14 protein-coding genes are annotated in these 19,836 nt (G+C 43.2%); 7 read left to right on the forward strand and 7 right to left on the reverse strand.

The features are described 5' to 3' along the window. Positions 1-189 precede the first annotated feature (189 nt). From K429_RS0109740 to K429_RS29835, 6 genes are all read right to left on the reverse strand, one after another. Complete coding sequence (locus K429_RS0109740; RefSeq protein WP_007211176.1) at positions 190-771, reverse strand: hypothetical protein; 582 nt, start codon at positions 769-771, stop codon at positions 190-192. 124 nt (positions 772-895) lie between these two features. After that, a complete protein-coding gene (locus K429_RS0109745; RefSeq protein WP_007216636.1) occupies positions 896-1,645 on the reverse strand; it encodes a PP2C family serine/threonine-protein phosphatase in 750 nt (249 codons plus the stop codon). A gap of 63 nt (positions 1,646-1,708) precedes the next feature. Further along, positions 1,709-2,335 (reverse strand): FHA domain-containing protein, encoded by a 627-nt coding sequence (locus K429_RS29830; protein ID WP_081750859.1) that lies wholly within the window; start codon positions 2,333-2,335, stop codon positions 1,709-1,711. Positions 2,336-2,365: 30 nt separating this feature from the next. Further along, positions 2,366-5,695, reverse strand: a complete 3,330-nt coding sequence (locus K429_RS0109760) for an AAA family ATPase (RefSeq protein WP_231501837.1) — start codon at positions 5,693-5,695, stop codon at positions 2,366-2,368. A gap of 15 nt (positions 5,696-5,710) precedes the next feature. Further along, positions 5,711-9,178, reverse strand: a complete 3,468-nt coding sequence (locus tag K429_RS0109765) for a protein kinase (protein WP_026366773.1) — start codon at positions 9,176-9,178, stop codon at positions 5,711-5,713. Positions 9,179-9,228: 50 nt separating this feature from the next. Next, positions 9,229-10,218, reverse strand: a complete 990-nt coding sequence (locus K429_RS29835; protein ID WP_026366774.1) for a zinc ribbon domain-containing protein — start codon at positions 10,216-10,218, stop codon at positions 9,229-9,231. Between the two features lie 1,492 nt (positions 10,219-11,710). On the opposite strand from K429_RS29835, the gene mnmG reads away from it, so the two are divergent. The 7 genes from mnmG (at position 11,711) to K429_RS0109815 (ending at position 18,837) form a co-directional block, all read left to right on the forward strand. Next, entirely contained in the window at positions 11,711-13,585 is a 1,875-nt protein-coding gene (gene mnmG, locus K429_RS0109785) for a tRNA uridine-5-carboxymethylaminomethyl(34) synthesis enzyme MnmG (protein ID WP_007211187.1), read from the forward strand. A gap of 57 nt (positions 13,586-13,642) precedes the next feature. Beyond that, positions 13,643-14,167, forward strand: coding sequence for an adenine phosphoribosyltransferase (locus tag K429_RS0109790; RefSeq protein ID WP_007211188.1), 525 nt, complete (start codon positions 13,643-13,645; stop codon positions 14,165-14,167). 26 nt (positions 14,168-14,193) lie between these two features. After that, on the forward strand, positions 14,194-16,020 hold the full coding sequence (uvrC, locus tag K429_RS0109795; RefSeq protein ID WP_026366776.1) for an excinuclease ABC subunit UvrC: 1,827 nt from the start codon (positions 14,194-14,196) through the stop codon (positions 16,018-16,020). A gap of 101 nt (positions 16,021-16,121) precedes the next feature. Beyond that, complete coding sequence (dtd, locus tag K429_RS0109800; protein ID WP_007216627.1) at positions 16,122-16,574, forward strand: D-aminoacyl-tRNA deacylase; 453 nt, start codon at positions 16,122-16,124, stop codon at positions 16,572-16,574. Then, complete coding sequence (locus K429_RS0109805; RefSeq protein ID WP_026366777.1) at positions 16,574-16,912, forward strand: nucleotide pyrophosphohydrolase; 339 nt, start codon at positions 16,574-16,576, stop codon at positions 16,910-16,912. The genes dtd and K429_RS0109805 overlap by 1 nt, the downstream gene beginning before the upstream one ends. Then, positions 16,899-17,801, forward strand: a complete 903-nt coding sequence (gene deoC / locus K429_RS0109810; RefSeq protein WP_007216626.1) for a deoxyribose-phosphate aldolase — start codon at positions 16,899-16,901, stop codon at positions 17,799-17,801. The genes K429_RS0109805 and deoC overlap by 14 nt, the downstream gene beginning before the upstream one ends. A 331-nt stretch (positions 17,802-18,132) precedes the next feature. Next, positions 18,133-18,837 (forward strand): DUF1266 domain-containing protein, encoded by a 705-nt coding sequence (locus K429_RS0109815; RefSeq protein ID WP_026366778.1) that lies wholly within the window; start codon positions 18,133-18,135, stop codon positions 18,835-18,837. On the opposite strand, the gene K429_RS0109820 is transcribed toward K429_RS0109815, so the two are convergent. Continuing rightward, the gene (locus K429_RS0109820) at positions 18,838-19,812 is read right to left on the reverse strand and encodes a polyprenyl synthetase family protein (protein ID WP_007211194.1); all 975 of its coding nucleotides are present in this window, start codon (positions 19,810-19,812) and stop codon (positions 18,838-18,840) included. Between the last annotated feature and the right edge of the window lie 24 nt (positions 19,813-19,836).

Consider the following 19,836-nt stretch of genomic DNA (forward strand, 5'->3'; position numbering starts at 1 on the left):
TCCGCCGGATAAAAACTAATAGTAATGCGTTCACCCATATGCCTTTCACATTTATCCCGATTCGTAATGTGACAAAGTTAGTGACATAAAAGCATAAAAAGAGAATATAAGTGATAACATCTAATTTTCACAATTAGCTATTTATCACTTACTTACAAAGAGAAGTAATAACAATCTTCAAAAAGCAGGCTAATTAGCAACCTTCAATTTTATCCGATGCCTCCTTTGAGCCACAATTTGCTTATTGACATTCCCAAAGCAAAGAGCAATGGTAAAATCATCTAACCCACAAATTGAGAGGCATGAAAATAGACAATCATCTTCCGTATATTTAGGATAGGTTTGGTGCAGATACTCTATATAGTCCTTGTATATCTCCATAATAGTAGAACGAAGTTTCTTCTGCTCATTTTCCAATAAAATACGTAAATCCTGTTTGTTTTTAGTCTTGTCCTGACGACTAAGCCGTTCTATTGTTTTATAAATGGATGTCTCTTTAAAGATCACATTGCATAATTGCGCCTTTTCATCGGCCAATTTTCTGATTTCATTTTCTTTCTGAGAAAGCAGTTTTTGAGTTTCTTCTTGTTTATCCCTCAATAAAGAAATATAATACTCAGTCTCTATCGCATGTACTTCCAATAAAGCCTGATCGTATTTATGCTCCTGTTCGAGAAACTTCTTCCGCTGCTTTGTCCGCTGAATATACCAGACCAGAAAAAGAATCACGAGTAAACAGAAAACGATCAGATAGATAAATGGAAACTGCATCTTCACTTTAAAATATTCGGTTATCTGACAGCAAAGAAAATAAAAATATAAAGAAATAGCAATATATATTTCAAAAAAAGCTGACTCACAAACCTACATGGTTCATTTGATCCGCTACCTCTTTCTATTCTGTTACCCGCAGAAGCACAACACTCACATTATCTCTACCACCTGCCGCCTTTGCAGCTTCTATCAGATTGATTGCAGTAGGTTCTTGATGAAGAACTTCTTCAATCTGATCATCTGTAAGCATATCACTTAAACCATCGGAACAAATCAAAAAGAGATCTTCATCCAATAATTGACCGGTTAATTCGGTGAAATCGGCAAAAGCAGATGTTCCGGCACCCAAAGAGTTATATATTACGTTGGATGGAGTAGTCATATCTCCGGTCAGCTCCCGCATAGAATGGTCCGACGAAAGTTGTTTCAGAATACCGCCACGATAACGATACAGGCGACTGTCTCCAATATTCACCATATAGATGCGCTCTTCATAACTGAACATGCCTACAAAAGTGGTTCCCATTCCCTCGTATTGAGGAAGTTCAACACCCTTGTTTGTTATCAGAGCATGAGTTTCATTCACCCAATTCTTTATCTCGCCGGACAGTACCTCATGGGAAAGATCGGAAGGAAGATCGGTAATAAAACGGTCGAATGCCTGGGTAGCCAACTCACTGGCAAATTCTCCACCTTCGTGTCCGCCCATACCATCCGCTACAAAAGCCGTAAATCGAGCCTGAGGAATGAGTTCAAACTTCTGTTCGTATGTTTCGTCACGATAAAGTCCTCCATTGAAAAGTATCATGTCTTCATTATTGGTACGTATGCACCCCATATCACTGGCAAGCTGACATTTCAATAATAACATAAGGTAATTTTGCGATTTAATGATTACAACCTACGATTAAAATTATCTCTATTCCATCCAAATCTATTCAACCTTAAAATCAAGATTGGCTATACGAACGATATCTCCGATGCTAAACACCGCAGGTACATTCGGCGAAAGACGGTTACCGTTTACAAACGTACCATTGGTAGAATCCAGATCCACTATTTCCCATTGTCCGGAGGTGCTCTTCTGTAAGCGGGCATGGGTACCGGAAACATATCCCTGAGAAGCGAATGCAGATACATAATCACCCTTTCTACGCCCAATCACCGCACCATTTCCCAAACCTAAACGAATGCCTGCGGCAGAACAAACCAAACGTACAGGAAGTGGAGGTACGGATACTCCCGGACGCATTGTCTTTTCAGGCTCAGAGGAAGCCGGGCATACGTGGACAGGCCTGGAAGGTTTCGGTGCAACAGCTTTAGAGGAAGCCGGACTCACAGAAGAAGCCGAGGAATTCACGGAAGAAGTCGAAGGATGCACAGGTGACACCACTTGATTTGCAGCGGATACTAACGGCTGACCGCATTGCGTGCATCGTTTCCCCTTTCCAAACACATGGCATTGAGGGCAAATATACAGTTCAACACCACATTGATCGCAATAGTAACTATCACTTTCTATTTCAACTCTGCATTTAGGGCAGTTGACTAATGTACTCATTTCTTTAGTAATTAACGATTAGTGATTCAATTATCCCATATCCTCAGGCAACAATATACTGTAACTTGCCGGATTAAAGCCAGGACGCTCCATTTCGTGACGAAGACGGGAACTCTGATTCTTTTTCACCCGATCGAAATAATTATTCACTTCACGGGCATTGGCAAAATTACGTTCACGACGATTATATAAATCCGTGAAGTAAACACGCATGGCATTTTCTGCTTCAGGAGTCAGTGTAAGCTTATCCTTTTTCACCTTCATCCTAAAAATTTGCGCCAATTCATCGGGATTATAGTCCTCAAAATGAATCACCTTGGTAAAGCGGGATTCCAAACCGGAATTCGTATCAATCCATTGGCGGATCTCACGCGGATACCCGGCAGCAATGCAAACCATTTTCCCCTTATAATCAAGCAACATCGGCAAAATGGTATTCGTAGCCTCCTGCCCGAAGTTATCGCCCATCAGTGAATAAGCTTCGTCAATAAAGAATACACCACCCACCGCACGCTTTACAACCCGTGCCGTTTTAGTGGCAGTCTGCCCCACATAGCCTTCTACCAAATCCTTACGGGTTACTTCCAACAAACGATTGCTGGGCAATACACCCAATGAGTAGAAAATATTTCCCATGATACGCGCCACAGTAGTCTTTCCCGTTCCCGGATTACCGACAAAGAGATAGTGATCCACTACACCCTGGAATTTCTTACCCATAGCTTCCGCCTTAGCACGCTCCACTTTGATATAATCGGCAATCTCCTTCACTTCACGTTTCACGCTGGATAATCCGATCAATTGGTTCAATTCAGCCATACACTCTTCTTCATCGATCATCTTTGGCGGATCATACGGAATATCCTCCGCCTCGATGGTCAGGTACATTTCGCGAGTCAAGGTCTGTCCTCCGGCATGTAATTGTGCCAGCCGATTGGCACGGCGGGCTTTGGTTTTCTCAAAGAGTTTCACCATTTCCCCTGCATTTCCAAAGTTCTCATCTTTCGATGTCACCATTTCATCGACTAACTTAATCAGCATCTCTTCTGCATCCGGTGTCAGTATATTCCCTTTCTTCCTGATAAGAGAACGATAAATACAAATCAACTGGTCTGCCGAGTAGTCCTCGATATGCAGAAAATTACTAAACCGGCGTCGGAAGCCCGGATTGGCATTATTGACAAATTCCTCCATTTCAGCGCGATAACCGGCACAGATAACCACAAATTTCCCGGCATCCTTCACCATTCGGGTCATTAGTGCCTCCACGGCTTCTACTCCAGTCTGATCCTTACTTCCACCCGCACTGATAGGCATCAGAGCATAGGCTTCATCTATAAAAAGAATACCGCCCATTGCTTCGTCACAAGCCTTATCCACAAGTTTGGCCGTCTCATTCTGATACGTACTTATCAGATGTTTACGCTCCTTTTCCACGACTTTATCGGTAGGCAGCAGACCGATGGCTTTAAAGACCTCTCCCAACTTACAGGCGATGGTGGTCTTACCTGTCCCCGGATTACCCGTCAGCACAATGTGTACAGGAGTCACCTCAGCGTCAGCAATACCCATTTCCATCATTTCCTTGTCCATGGCTATCTTGTTCGCCAACGCACGTATCTCTGCTTTTACGCTGTCCATACCGACGAATTCATTCAATTCAGCAAGTACAACGTCCAGACTCTTGATATTTTTGCTTTCTTCACCTTCAATATCGGCACGCGTCAGTACATGCACCATAGACGCATCATAATCCGGTGTACCCTTCAGTTCCAGCAACCGGACTCCCTGATTCTTGATTGCACGATCCATTGCGTTCCGTACCTCACGGGCATTACCGAAATTGCGTGTACGGGTCAGGTACATCTTCGAGAAGTAATTACGGATAAATGCCTCGGCCTCTTCATCCAGGGTCAGATGCTCTTTCTTCACCTGTCGGCGGAAGATTTCCGTCAATTCATCGGCTTTATAGTCGCGGAAAGTCACCGTTTCATTGAAACGGGAGGCCATCCCCGAGTTGGAACTCAAAAATTCTCCCATCTCTTTTGTATATCCGGCAGCAATAGCCACAAACTGCCCGCGACGATCTTCTACCAGTTTCAGCAACGTATCAATTGCCTCCTGACCGAACTGGTCATTATCACCTTGCTTCAATGTATAGGCTTCGTCAATGAACAGTACTCCGCCCATAGCCATATCCACATATTTTTCCACTGCCAAGGCCGTCTGACCTACATATCCCGCAACCAGCTCCTTTCGCGAAACTTCCACCAACTGACCGATGGGCAGCACTTCCAGCGAATTCAGGATATCAGCAAAGATACGGGCAATCGTTGTCTTCCCCGTCCCCGGATTACCAAGGAACAGAAAATGATCTTTGACCTCCCGCTTTGCTCCGGCACCTTTCCGTTCCCGTTCAAAATCTATCTTATTAATGATTTTCTGCACCGTTGCCTTGATTTCATCAATACCGACAAACTCATCCAGCTCTGCCATGATCTCCTCATAACTCTTCTGCCGGAACTCTTTACCGGGAATATCCTCAGGAATGGCAACCGATGCATTCGGATCGCGCTTGATAGTATTGGCAAAGATATCAGCCGCTTTTTTCACAGCCAAATGCCCATTCCCGAAATCATCTGATTTCTGTCGCATCTCATTCTTAAACACACGTTCCAATTTAGCATCCGCTTCCTCACTCAATGCAATCCCATAACGTTTTTTGAGTTCATGGATACAAAGCTGCTTCAGTTCCTCCATACTGAAATCTTTCAGATCGAAGTAATACTCAAAGCGATTGCGCACATCAGGATTGGATACCAGAAACTCTTTAAAGGCCGATGAAAGCCCGGAAAGAATGACTATCGGATCATTGTTCCACTTATCCATACAGCTGAACAGCTTATCAAGCTTATTGATATCATTGGCTGCACCCGAAGGCAAAAGCTTCTGCACATTTTCAATGCAAAGAATCCCCCCTTTCAGATCGGCGGTATTCTTTTCCCACTCTTTGGCAAACTCCTCATAATCCACTGCATCCACTACTTTCATGGCAGGCTTCTTGATAATACCACTGGAATACAATAGTTTTTGCAATACTCCTGCCAGTTTGGTTTTACCGGTTCCGGTATTTCCCGTAATAATCATGTCCATGCCCAGACGAATGGAAATGCCACTACGCTGTGCACGCAAAGCGAGCGACTCACAAGTATTTACCAAATCCTGCAACTGGTTCTTGACGGTTTCCATCCCCACCAACTCACGCAGCGGTTCGGTAGCTTTAGTAACCACATTGGTACCACACCATTTGCAGAAAACAGCCTTTTCACGGTTCGGCTTATTACATTTCGGACAATTCATAGTCATCTTCATTTATCAGTTCTCTACATCTGCTTTCGCTTTTTTGAAACTGAAGTTCACTTGTTTTTTGGTCGTATAATTCTCATAAGTACCTTCAAAAGCATCCATTCCATCGCCGGTGAACGTACCGTTATACTGCCCGTCGAGAGTACCGTTCTTGTATACATCGTCAAAATGGATAGTATTCGTAACGGTATTCACAGTGCCCGTCAGTGCTTCATTGGTCAGATTCGTATATTGCACATGTATGGTAGCTTTCAAGCCTTCCGAGTTTGCTGTCGTTATGTTCAGCGTAGCATTACGCCCTTCAAACGTACCCTCCCATGTACCTACCAGTTCTTTAAGCTTTCCATCGTTTTGCAGAAAACGGGAGGCATCCAGTCCGAATGCCGGAGTATATTGCACAAACAAATAGGCCAGCCAACCTACCACCACCATGGAAAGTACAGCACGATAAGAAAACTTACGGATACAATCTTTCAGATATTTAGCATATTGTGCCGATTCACCGCCAATAGAAGACTCAAAGTGTGTCCCCACACTCGTCTTAAAAGCAAAATGCAATGGCTCCAAGCCTGTTTCCTCAAAACCGGGATTCAGCAAATGATCATGCAACCTCCGCTCAACCGGAAGCTTGAAATAACAGCTTTTCATCAGATAATAAGCCAGTAGGAGCAAAAGTCCAGCCAGTACATAATGAGCATAAGGCATGATGAGATCCAGCACAAAATAGACTGTATAGTAGATAATTGCCCCCACAATAAAACCTAAAATAGCACTTCCGATAAGATTCTCAAAATCAGAAGTTACAAAAATAAGAATACCGAAGATGATACCCATCGTCACAATGGAACCGACAGAGAAACCGGACAACGGGTTTTCTGTAAACGGAAGCCCGTAGAAGCATAATGCAACCGCAAAAGCCAAAATAGGAATGAAACACAGTATTCCCAGCAAGACACGCATCACCGTTAGCGTCCTACAACGCAAACGCACTTTCCGCAGGTTCTTATTCACAAAATTGGTGGCAATACGGAAATTGGAAACATCTGTATCTTTACTATCTATTTTTTCGATGAATTCGAGATATTTCACCGTTTCCTGCTCGTATGCGAATTTGGGAGAAAGATTCTTCAACGGATTCTCCTGAAAGAAAGTAGTAAGCCAGTCTCTCAAATATCCACTCTCCAGTTCTGCCTTAACTTCTTTCGATGGAATGGACCTCAATCCGTCCAAATCGGTTATACTCTTATCACTATCCTTGAAGTAATAATAAGGTAAAGCACCCAATCCCTTGATCATCTTGAAAGTAGCTATTATCCAGTTGTAAGGACCTGCTTTCCGGAGATTATCTTTGGATTTCAGTTCAAAGCAATAATTTATCCATTCAATCTTATCCTCATACACACCCTTAGACTTCAGATAGAAATAGAGCCGCGAACCTTTCAGACTTGAGAGCATACCGAGAATATAATCGGCATATTCATGATCCGGATCATTCTTCGGTGTATTCTTGTAAACCATCAACTGTTGATTGATGAATTGGGCTATTTGAGTATGTGTGAAATAATAATTATTTGCTGTCTCGTCCATTTGCAGGGTGAAGGAAACTTTAGGACTCAAATTATAAAGTACACCGTAAGTTACCGCAGCATCCGATGTACTGAAGCCTTTCAATTGAGTACGTATCTTCCCTACCAATCCTTTATCACGGCCTGCCAACCATATCAGGAAAGACTCTTCTGCCAAATCATTCCACGAGTCGGCACTCAACATATGATTATAAGCATAATGAAGAACTTCTTCCGGTGTATTACAACGCCCCAAATTCCCCTTTTCATCGATCAATTCATAAGGACGTGAAGGATCAAGTTCATAGATCAAACGCCATAAAGCCTCCCTTTGGCGACCTTTTTTATTAAACAAGGGAGCTGCATTATCCGTAAGCCGCTTCAGATCGTGCGCATTAAAAAAGAGAAACAGGGGATCGTTCGCATTCGCCAAGGTAGTCTGGTAAGTGTTGAAGTTCTCAATGAGAGATTGCGCTATTTCTTCGGCGGTAGTCCGCGGGCGTCCCTTGACATCATAATAGGGCATATCCACATTGAGCGTATAACAGGCGGCATACAGCCCGGCAGTCTGGTCTTTCGGATAGCGCTTTTCCACAATATCTTCGATTTCCGAAACCAATTCCGGCCGCTGATTATCATTCAGCCATTTAGTAAGCTTACCGGTATAGAGATATTTAATGGCAAGATTCTGATCCTGTCGCATAAAATCAGCCAATTGTTCGGGTGAATGTGCTATCTGATTCTTTCCGGCATTAAAAATAATACTGAAACGACGTTTACTTTCCTGCCCGACAAAATCACTGAATACATCCTCTCCCCGAGCCCAACGAACGATTTCGGTAAATCCACAACGTTTTTCCGGCTGAGGTGCGGTCAATGCTTTTATTAATTGCAGCGTTCGTCCCGATAAATCCGCAGGAAAAGGCAAATCCCCCGTGCGTTTACGCTTCATCAGTTCAAATTCTCTTTCTTTAAACTCTTTCTCGCCCATCCACAGACAGAGCAAAACCATACCAAGAGAGTAAAAATCGCTCTTCGTGTCAATCTCCACCCGATTCTCACCGGGAACCGTATAATACATTTCGGGAGCTGCATAAATGCGGGTACGAGCCTGGTCCGTACGGGCAACTCCATTCTGATCGCATCTTACCGAAATACCAAAATCGCCCAGCAGTACCTGATTCTGATTCTCATCGGCAAAAAAGAAATTACCCGGCTTTATATCCCGATGAATAAACCCATGCTTATGGCAGAAATCAATGGCGGCAGCAGCTTGTTTAGCAATTTCACAAAGCCTTCTTTCGTCTCCTTTCAGATTTATTTTATCCAAAGAGCCTCCTTTACAGTAAGTCATTACTTCATAATGCCTCAATTCACCGGAAACACGCGGATTATCCCACTGACCATGATCTATGATATCCACTAATAATCCCGAGCGCGGAGTTTGTCTTATAATTTCAAGTATCTGATGATTAGGAGGCGGCTCAATACCAACATAATAGAGTTTTAGTACGTACTGCTTTCCCTTATTTTCCACCAGAAAGATCTGAGCTTCTCCCGTTCCATCCGAGATTACCTTTATAACCCTGTAATTCAGCCCTTTAATAAGATATTCCGTATCATGCTGGCGAGTGATAGCCTCAATCGCCTTTTGCTGTTCGGCACGTAAGGTCGCATCATCTGACGAAACCGGACGCAACGTCTTATCCTCCATTCCACCGGGATGCAGAGTTTTGTCAATGTTAGCTACACCAGGGCGCAAGGTCTTCTTACTATCATCTTCCGGGCGAAGAGTTTTTTCTTCTTCACCAGGGCGAAGGGTTTTCTCGGCTTTCAGGGCAGGGCGCAAAGTTTTATCACCGTCCGCACTACCGGGACGCAGTGTTTTATCACTGTCTCTCAAGTCGCTCATAATTCTATATAGTTTTAAGATTAGCCAATCCGGCAAGGCACCCTGAAGGATCAATCATCCTGATACTCAAAGGTTTTTGTAACAGTCACCACATCTTCATATACCCAAGTACCCCCCAGTTCCGGCTGGGCACACTCACTTGGGTGACTATGGTGGCAACCGCAGAGGTTACATATCCAGCAAACAGGCGCTTTTGTTACGGATTTCCGCAAAACAGGCAATTTCCTTGCCGAATAGTAATTCCGCTGCATCTGTGGCGTCATATCTCCTTCCGGACGAAGTTTCTCCATCAGTAACTTCATCTCTTCCAGTTTCTCTTTATAAGATTGCTTTGCTTCGTCAAGATCTACCTTCTTCACATTCAGTTGTATCTTCGGACGAGTTTGAACAGGTTCCTCCACTTTCGGTTCAGGTCTGGCAACCTGCATTCCTTCAAGAGAACCGCTTCCTGAAAAGAGATCTTTATATTGTTGTATCAGTTTCTTATCGGCTTCACTCAATTCTACAGGGGGCAGTTCCGGTTCCCCTACCGGAATTTCTTCAGAGACAGTATTCAGTATTTGTTCTTCCAAATCAGCAAGTTCCTGCGCCAATGCCAGCATTTCCTGAAAGACGGGCTCTTTCTTCGCCTTCTGCATTTCCTGCATTGCCATCTCATTCAGGGGACGATTACATTTTCGGCAAAAACTGCGGAAATTAAGGGTATTGCAGTCAGGACAGATAATCCCTGTGCGAGGATTGCCACAATCAGGACAGAAGAAATCATCCGCTTCCATCGAGGCACCGCAGAATGAGCACAATTCTGCATGAAGCCCTTGTCCGCAATGAGGGCATATTTCCCAATTAGGCTGAACAGGAGAGTTACAACGCATACATGAAGTTCCTTTAAGCGCCATGCCACATTCTTCACAGAATTTATCACCACTGTGACAAGGTGTCCCGCAATTAGGACAACATTGCGGCTGTTCCGCCTGTTTCCCCGAAGTCTTCTGCTGCGCCTTTATCTGTTGTTCCGATAAAGATTGATGTTGCTGTTCCATAAACCGTATTCAGACTATAAGTTGACCATCCAGATTTTAAGTTTCCAAATATATCAAATTATTTGCGGAATACGATGGCGGCAGATAGAAAAAACTCTTTTTTGTATTAGTAATGAGTTTTCACCACAGAGTAACACAGAGTTTCACGGAGTTCTATTCTTTTGATTTCAAATTGATTAAACTCTGTGAAACTCTGTGGTACTCTGTGGTGAAAACTAATTCATAACCCTACAAAAGTGCACAAAACATAACCAACAGAAATTCAACTCATATTCTGGATATTAGCTATATACATCGGACGCGCAGCATCTATATATCGAACATGTCGCATCTATATATCGGGCATGCAGTATCTATATATCCAATACCACCGATATATAGATGCTAAAAGAGCGGAATGAAATAAGAGCGTTCAGTCTTTCCAATACAGATGCTCCTATATCCTCGAAAAACAGTTCTCCAAATGCCGCATCTGAGTACCTTAAATGCCACATCTCGGTAACCGGAATGCCACACTTGAAGAAGTGCGAAGTATGGCATTCCAGGTGTTTAAGTGTGGCATTTAAGGTACTCAGATGCGGCATTTCAAACACTTAAGTGTGGCATTTCGGGTACTTATATATCAAAGCTGAGCGCTAAATAAAAGTTGATGTGATTTACCCTCACTACTCTCACTCTTGAAATAAGCGGTTGATAGACTAAACATTAAGTGTGAGTGAGAGTAAATTTTGGGCGTGAGGGTAAGTTCCCTACCCTCACGCCCAAAACTTCATTTCTACAGATCAACTTGCTATAACACAATAAGATATCCCGTATTTAACGTAGATACCGTATAGATCCGTAATCCGGCATTTTTAGCTTTTTCCCCCGCATAGACGGCGGTATGTAACCCTTTCCAAGGATTATTCTCCTATAAATGTATAGTTTCTGTAGAGTTCAGTTTTCAGGTCAAATATTCTTCAAAGAGAATTTGATCATTCTTCATAAAACAGTTTGGTACATAAATGATCGTTTATCCCCCTATTTATTTTTTCCCAATTGGAGAAATAGAACGTCCATTTATATCAAGTTATTTTTTAAGCATTACTAAGTCATAAAAAATTCTTTTTCTTCTTTCAGTTTTCCCCGAGCTCCCTGTTCATCGGTGTTCCGGCTGAAAGATACCTGAAACAACAAGCAGGCTGAAGTTTCAGCCAGAATGTCGATGAACAGGGAGCTCGGGAGGGCTGAAAGACTGAAAGAGCATTTCTCTCAAAAATGTATTAGTAATGAGTTTTCACCACAGAGTAACACAGAGTTTCACGGAGTTCTATTCTTGTGATTTCAAATTGATTAAACTCTGTGTTACTCTGTGGTGAATTAATTCATAACCCGTCAGAAATAAAGATTTCACAAGCCACTAACCATCCCTTAAACAATGATAAGAAAAAGAAAAACTGGATGAGTAGTAGTTTTTTTCGTAACTTTGCACTGTTTTAAAGACATTGAATGAATGGAGTTTAAATACGACGTTATCGTGATTGGCGCCGGACATGCCGGTTGTGAGGCCGCAGCTGCTGCGGCAAATCTGGGTTCAAAAACCTGTCTTATCACCATGGACATGAATAAGATAGGACAAATGAGTTGTAACCCTGCCGTAGGCGGTATTGCCAAAGGACAAATTGTACGCGAAGTAGATGCTTTAGGTGGATATATGGGATTAGTGACCGATCAGACCGCCATCCAGTTCCGTATCCTGAACCGTTCCAAAGGCCCCGCAATGTGGAGCCCCCGTGCACAATGTGACCGCAATAAGTTCATCTGGGCATGGCGTGAAATCTTAGAAAATACTCCCAACTTGCATATCTGGCAAGATACAGTACGTGAAATTCTCGTTGAAAACGGAGAAGTGGTAGGCTTAACCACTTTACTCGATGTAACCTTCCGTGCAAAGTGTATCGTACTGACCGCCGGCACTTTCCTGAACGGATTAATGCACGTAGGACGTACCAAACTTGCCGGAGGACGTATGGCAGAACCTGCATCTTACGAATTAACCGAATCCATCGCAAGACATGGCATTGAATACGGACGCATGAAAACCGGTACGCCTGTTCGCATAGACGGACGGAGTGTGCACTATGAATACATGGAAACGCAGGATGGAGAATGTGACTTTCATAAATTCTCATTCCTGGATACCAGTGTACGCCACTTAAAACAACTCCCATGCTGGACTTGCTTCACGAACGAGGAAGTACACCGTGTATTACGTGAAGGGTTGCCGGATTCTCCCCTTTTCAACGGACAGATTCAGAGTATCGGTCCACGTTACTGTCCCAGCATCGAAACTAAAATAGTTACTTTCCCCGATAAGGAGCAACACCAGCTTTTTCTGGAACCGGAAGGAGAAACAACTCAGGAACTTTATTTAAATGGCTTCTCTTCATCACTCCCGATGAATATACAGATAGAAGCGCTGAAAAAGGTTCCCGCATTCAAAGATCTGGTGATTTATCGTCCCGGATACGCTATCGAGTATGACTACTTTGACCCTACCCAACTAAAACATACGTTGGAAACGAAGAAAATTAAAAATCTATTCTTTGCAGGGCAGGTAAACGGGACCACCGGATATGAAGAAGCAGCCGGACAAGGAATCATTGCCGGAATCAACGCACATATAAACTGTCACGGCGGTGAACCATTTACCCTTGCACGAGACGAAGCATATATCGGCGTATTAATCGATGATTTGGTAACCAAAGGCGTGGATGAACCTTATCGTATGTTTACTTCGCGCGCCGAATATCGCATCCTGCTACGTATGGACGATGCAGATATGCGTCTTACCGAAAAGGCATGGAAACTCGGACTCGTAAAGAGCGACCGTTATGAGTTACTGAAACGGAAGCGTGACTCGATCAATAGTATCATAGAATTCACTCGCAACTATTCGATGAAACCGGCATTAATCAATCCGGTATTGGAGCAATTGGGTACCACTCCCCTTCGCCAAGGATGCAAATTGATCGACCTTATAAACCGTCCGCAAGTTACGCTTGAAAACATGGCGGAGCATGTCAGCGCTTTCCGCCGGGAGCTGGATAAAGTTACTGAAAGAAAAGAAGAAATAATTGAGGCAGCTGAAATCCTGATTAAGTATGAAGGATACATTGGACGTGAACGAATGATTGCAGATAAACTGGCTCGTCTGGAAAGCATCAAAATAAAAGGGAAGTTTGATTATAATGCCATTCAATCCCTATCCACCGAAGCAAGACAGAAGCTAGTGAAGATTGATCCGGAAACGATAGCTCAGGCAAGCCGGATTCCGGGCGTATCACCAAGCGATATAAACGTATTACTGGTGCTTTCGGGCAGATAAAGCGAACACGTTCCACGTGAAACAAAGAATTCAATAAACGCATTAAAAATACTGATTATGAGCAAAGAAACTCTTGCAAAAAGCATTCGGGAAATTCCTGATTTCCCTATTCCGGGAATTCTATTCTACGATGTAACTACATTGTTTAAAGATCCTGCAAGACTCCAGGAACTTTCAGATACATTGTATGAAATGTACAAGGACAAAGGTATCACGAAAGTGGTAGGCATTGAATCGAGAGGCTTCATTATGGGACCTATTCTCGCCACCCGCTTGGGTGCAGGTTTCATTCCTATCCGCAAGCCCGGAAAGCTTCCTGCAGAAACCATTGAGGAAAGCTACGATAAAGAATATGGCAAAGACACCATTCAGATACATAAGGATGCCCTCAACGAGAACGACGTAGTTTTGCTACATGACGACCTGCTCGCCACAGGCGGAACAATGGAGGCTGCCTGCAAACTAGTACAAAAGATGAATCCGAAGAAAATATATGTAAACTTCATCATAGAACTGAAGGAGTTGCACGGAATAGACTTATTCAACAAAGACGTAGACGTACAGTCGGTACTTTCATTATAAACAAAGAGAAGAGACCTGAGAACCACATGGAGAATAACCCTGAACTTAAAACCAGCGAATATCTGAAAGGAATTGTATTGAACCTTCCGGAGAGCCCCGGTATTTACCAATATCTGAATACCGAAGGGGTTATCATATACGTAGGTAAAGCTAAAAACTTAAAGCGAAGGGTCTCCTCCTATTTCAACAAAGAACACGAACCGGGGAAAACAAGAGTACTCGTCAGCAAAATAGCCGATATCCGATACATTGTGGTGAACTCTGAGGAAGACGCTTTGCTGCTGGAGAATAATCTCATCAAGAAATATAAGCCACGGTACAATGTCTTGTTGAAAGATGACAAGACATATCCGTCTATTTGCGTTCAAAACGAGTATTTTCCCCGGATATTCAAGACACGTAAAATCATACGCAACGGTTCCTCTTACTATGGCCCTTACAGCCATGTACCTTCCATGAATGCATTGCTCGATCTTATCAAGCACCTGTATCCGTTACGCACCTGCAACCTGAACCTTTCACCCGAAAATATCCGGGCAGGAAAATTCAATGTTTGTCTGGAATATCATATCAAGAACTGCGCCGGACCTTGCGTCGGGAAGCAATCACTGGATGATTACATGAAAAACATCGGAGAAATCAAGGAAATACTCAAAGGTAATACGCAGGAAATACAACGGATGCTTTTTCAGCAAATGCAGGAACTGGCTGCCGAAATGAAGTTTGAAGAGGCACAAAAGGTCAAGAGTAGATACATGCTGATTGAAAATTACCGTGCCAAGTCAGAGGTAGTAAGCAATGTTCTGCATAATATCGATGTTTTTTCCATAGAGGAAGACAGCGATGGCAAATCCGCATTTATCAATTATCTGCATATCACAAACGGGGCAATCAACCAGGCTTTTACATTCGAGTACAAGAAACGATTGAATGAAACCAAAGAAGAACTTATCCAACTGGGCATCATTGAAATGAGAGAGCGATACAAGAGCCTTTCACGCGAAATCATCGTGCCTTTCGAGGTGGATATGGAGTTGAAAGACGTGATCTTTACAATACCTCAGCGAGGGGATAAGAAGAAACTGCTGGATCTTTCCATTCTGAATGTAAAGCAGTATAAGGCCGATCGCATGAAGCAAGCCGAAAAGCTGAATCCGGAACAGCGCAGCGTCCGCTTGATGAAAGAGATACAGGAAGAGTTACACCTTGAACATTTACCCATACAAATAGAGTGTTTTGATAACTCAAATATCCAAGGCTCCGATCCGGTTGCCGCCTGCGTGGTATTCAAGAAAGCCAAACCCTCAAAACAAGACTACCGGAAGTACAATATCAAGACCGTAGTAGGCGCAGACGACTACGCCTCCATGAAAGAAGTCGTAAGACGCCGTTATCAGCGCGCTATTGAGGAGAAAGCAACCCTACCCGACCTCCTTATCACCGACGGTGGAAAGGGGCAAATGGGCGCCGTGAAAGAAGTTCTGGACGAACTAAATCTGAATATCCCCATTGCCGGACTTGCCAAGGATGGCAAACACCGCACATCCGAACTGCTTTATGGCTTTCCACCACAGACTATCGGTTTAAAACAAAATACTCCCCTGTTCCGATTATTGACGCAGATACAGGATGAAGTACATCGTTTTGCCATTACTTTCCACCGCGAGAAACGCAGTAAACGACAGATTGCTTCCGAGTTGGATGAGATAAAAGGCATTGGAGAAAAGACTAAAGCAGCTCTGCTAAAAGAGTTTAAAAGCGTAAAGCGCATAAAAGAAGCATCCCTGGAGGCGCTTACGAAGGTTACAGGAGCAGCTAAAGCAAAAGTTATTGAAGAATATTTTAGGAGTTAACCCCTACTTCTACATATTCATACATACAAATTGCAGGCAATCACGAATTTATTCGTAACTTTGCATCCGGAAAAGTTTTAAAAGATTAGGATAAAAAGAACATGAGAGTAGTCATACAACGTGTCGGACACGCTTCTGTTACAATCAACGGAACATGCAAGTCCGCTATAGGGAAAGGGCTTCTGATATTGGTAGGTATTGAGGAAACAGACGGACAAGAAGACATTGACTGGCTTTGCAAAAAAATTGTCAACCTGCGTGTCTTTGACGACGAGAATGGAGTAATGAACAAATCAATCCTCGACATTAACGGTGAAATACTGGTAATCAGTCAGTTCACCTTGCATGCTTCTACAAAGAAGGGTAACCGTCCTTCATATATACGTGCAGCAAAGCCCGATATTTCTGTTCCGCTGTATGAACAGTTTTGCAAAGATTTGAGTTTTCTATTAGGCAAAGAAATAGGTACCGGAGAATTTGGTGCCGACATGAAGGTAGAATTATTGAACGATGGCCCTGTGACCATCTGTATGGATACAAAAAACAAGGAATGATGACATTAGAAGAAGCTCAGCATCAGGTAGATTGCTGGATCAAAAAGTATGGTGTACGCTATTTCAGCGAACTCACCAATATGGCTGTCCTTACTGAAGAGGTAGGTGAACTGGCAAGAGTTATGTCCCGCAAATACGGTGACCAATCCTTCAAAGAAGGAGAAAAAGATAATATCGAAGACGAAATAGCGGATGTCCTCTGGGTACTACTCTGCATTGCCAATCAGACAGGTGTAAACGTCACTGAAGCGTTTGCCCGCAATCTGGAGAAGAAAACCCAACGGGATAACACCCGCCATATCAATAATCCTAAATTGCAAGACCATGGAGAAGAATGAACCTAACCAGAACAAGTATGATGCCGCATTGGCAAAGTACAACACACAGCTGGACGATACGGAAGTAGCTGCCCAGGTAGCGAAAATCATTGCAGAAAAAGTGCCCGGAAACCATACGGAGGAGGTCAAGAAATTCTTGTTCCACTGCATTGATCTCACTACACTGAACACTACGGACAGCGATGAAAGCGTGATGAAATTCACTCAAAAAGTAAATCAGTTCGACGAAGAATTCCCAGATTTGGAGAATGTCGCTGCTATCTGTGTTTACCCTAACTTCGCAGAAATCGTAAAGAGTACCCTGGAAGTAGAGGATGTAAAAATAGCCTGTGTTTCGGCAGGTTTTCCTTCCTCACAAACCTTCACAGAAGTAAAAGTAGCAGAAACCGCCATGGCACTGATGGAAGGTGCAGACGAAATAGATATCGTAATTTCAGTAGGCAAATTCCTGAGTGGAGACTACGAAAACATGTGCGAAGAGATACAGGAACTGAAAGATGTCTGCAAGGAACATCACATGAAAGTGATTCTGGAAACAGGCGCTCTGAAGAGTGCTTCCAATATCATGAAAGCCTCTATCCTATCCATGTATTCGGGCGCAGATTTCATAAAGACATCTACCGGGAAACAACAACCCGCTGCAACCCCGGAAGCTGCTTATGTAATGTGCCGGGCTATTAAAGAATATTACGATAAAACCGGCAATAAAGTAGGTTTCAAACCTGCCGGAGGCATTAATACTGTAAATGACGCTGTCATCTACTACACTATCGTCAAAGAGGTGCTTGGCGAAGAATGGCTCAACAACCAATGGTTCCGCTTGGGCACCAGCCGCCTGGCCAATCTTCTGCTTTCGGACATCAAAGGCATGGAAATGAAGTTCTTCTAAGAGCTTCCATACCATAATAAAAACTAAAGAAGCTTGATAGGAAAAGCGAAACTTTTCCTATCTTTGCGACAACATAAGCCAATAGAGTTTTGGCTAAAGCATTGTATTAGAGAACGTTTCATTTATTACCTTTTTCCTGGAATTCGGCAAAATTCAATCTATGAAAGGTAATGAGCAAACGGGTCTCACGCACTTTCGTGTATATACTCTTGTTATATATCGAATAGGCGTGAGACTGTTGCTTGTATTTCATAGAAGGTTTGCCGAAGCCTCAGGAATGGTACAAGTAACAGTTCTCACGCTTTTTGATAACAAACGTAAAGATAAGAGTATGGAAACAAATTCGGCACCCCTCTTCCATCGGAATCCACAGGCACCTCCTGTGAACCGAAATCGTGAACAAGCCCTTCTCATCGGACTGATGAGCGGAGAGCAAGAGTTTTTTTACACAAACAGTCTGACTACGGGAAGAAGTCGTGAGGAGCTATCCCGACATCTTTCTTTAGCCGTAAGACTAAAAGACAAACCTAACATTCAACTGGTATTTAACTTTCTCAAAGAGGAAGGAGAACGCAGTGCATACAACATCATGATTTCTCTTTTTCTATCGGAGCATAACGAAAAAAAACGCGAAGCACTCATCAAAGAACGCTTTCTTGGCATCGATCGCTTCGTACAATATTGCAGAAATCTGAGTGACTTCCTGGTGTACATCAAAGAGAATAACACAATCGAAATAACCAATGAAGACCTCCAACGAGGTATATTAGCATGGGATTTAGGGCATCTGGTAAGTCTCGCTCGCGTATCTTATGACTATGGACTTTTAGCCGAAGAAGAAGCCTGGAAGTATATAGAATTTGCCGGTAAGAAATGCCGTGAAACATTCGCTTGCTGGAAAGAGATAGGCAAAAGCTTCCTGTTAGGACAAATCATGAGCTATCCCGGCGAAGAGAACTTCCAGGAAGCAATCCGCTATTTCCTGCTTTCGACCGAAAGTCCCGAAAGCCCTTGGGTAAAATGTAAGTTTGGTTGATTATTTATCGCGGTCCACTACATAATCCAAATAAGCAGCAAGGCCGGCTTTTACATCTGAATCAGGCAAGGACGCCAATAATGAAAGTGCTTTTTCCTTATAGGCAAACATGGTCTGCACTGCATATTCAATGCCACCTTGTTGCTTGGCAAATTCGATTAATCGGGCGATTTCATCGGCCGAGGCAGTACCATTTTTCACTTTGACGGCAATCTCTTCCGCACTTTCATCCTTGGTAGAGTTCAAGGCATAAAGAACGGGAAGGGTCAGTTTGCCTTCCAACATATCGTTTCCTGTTGGCTTACCTATCTCCTTACTATCATAATAGTCGAATATATCATCCTTAATCTGGAAGCAAAGACCGATATATTCACCGAACTGGCGCGCAAATTCCGCCTGTTCATCGGTCACTCCTACCGAGAGAGCACCCGATTTGGTACAAGCTGCAAAGAGCACAGCCGTCTTCTTACGGATCACATCAAAATAGATTTCTTCGGAGAATTGGAGATTACTTACATTAGAAAGTTGAAGAAGTTCTCCCTCGGACAAATTCTGTCCCAGACGGGAAACCACATCAATAATAGCGTAATTATGCGTCTTGCCTACCTGCACAAGTGCAGTTGCCAAAAGGTAGTCACCCACCAGTACCGCTACCTTATTATTATAAATAGCATTCACCGACAGCTGTCCGCGACGCTCGGTGCTTTCATCCACCACATCATCGTGTACCAGACTGGCCGTATGTAATAATTCAAGGGAAACCGCCGCATGAAGTGATTCGGGACAAATCCGTCCATATAGCTTTGCCACAAGCAGCAGCAAAATCGGACGCATCATCTTCCCATTCTTTTGTCGAATGTGTGAGATTACTTCATTCAGCAAAAAGTTGGAACTGGTAAGCGAATTGTCAAACAGCTTTTTGAAATCGTCCAGTTCTGCCGCTATCGGAGTTTTTATGAGTGATGAGTTGTCCATGCATCGCTATTTTCCCACAAAAAT

Origin of the sequence: Bacteroides sp. 14(A), assembly GCF_000526555.1 — a bacterium.
GTDB lineage: Bacteria > Bacteroidota > Bacteroidia > Bacteroidales > Bacteroidaceae > Bacteroides > Bacteroides cellulosilyticus.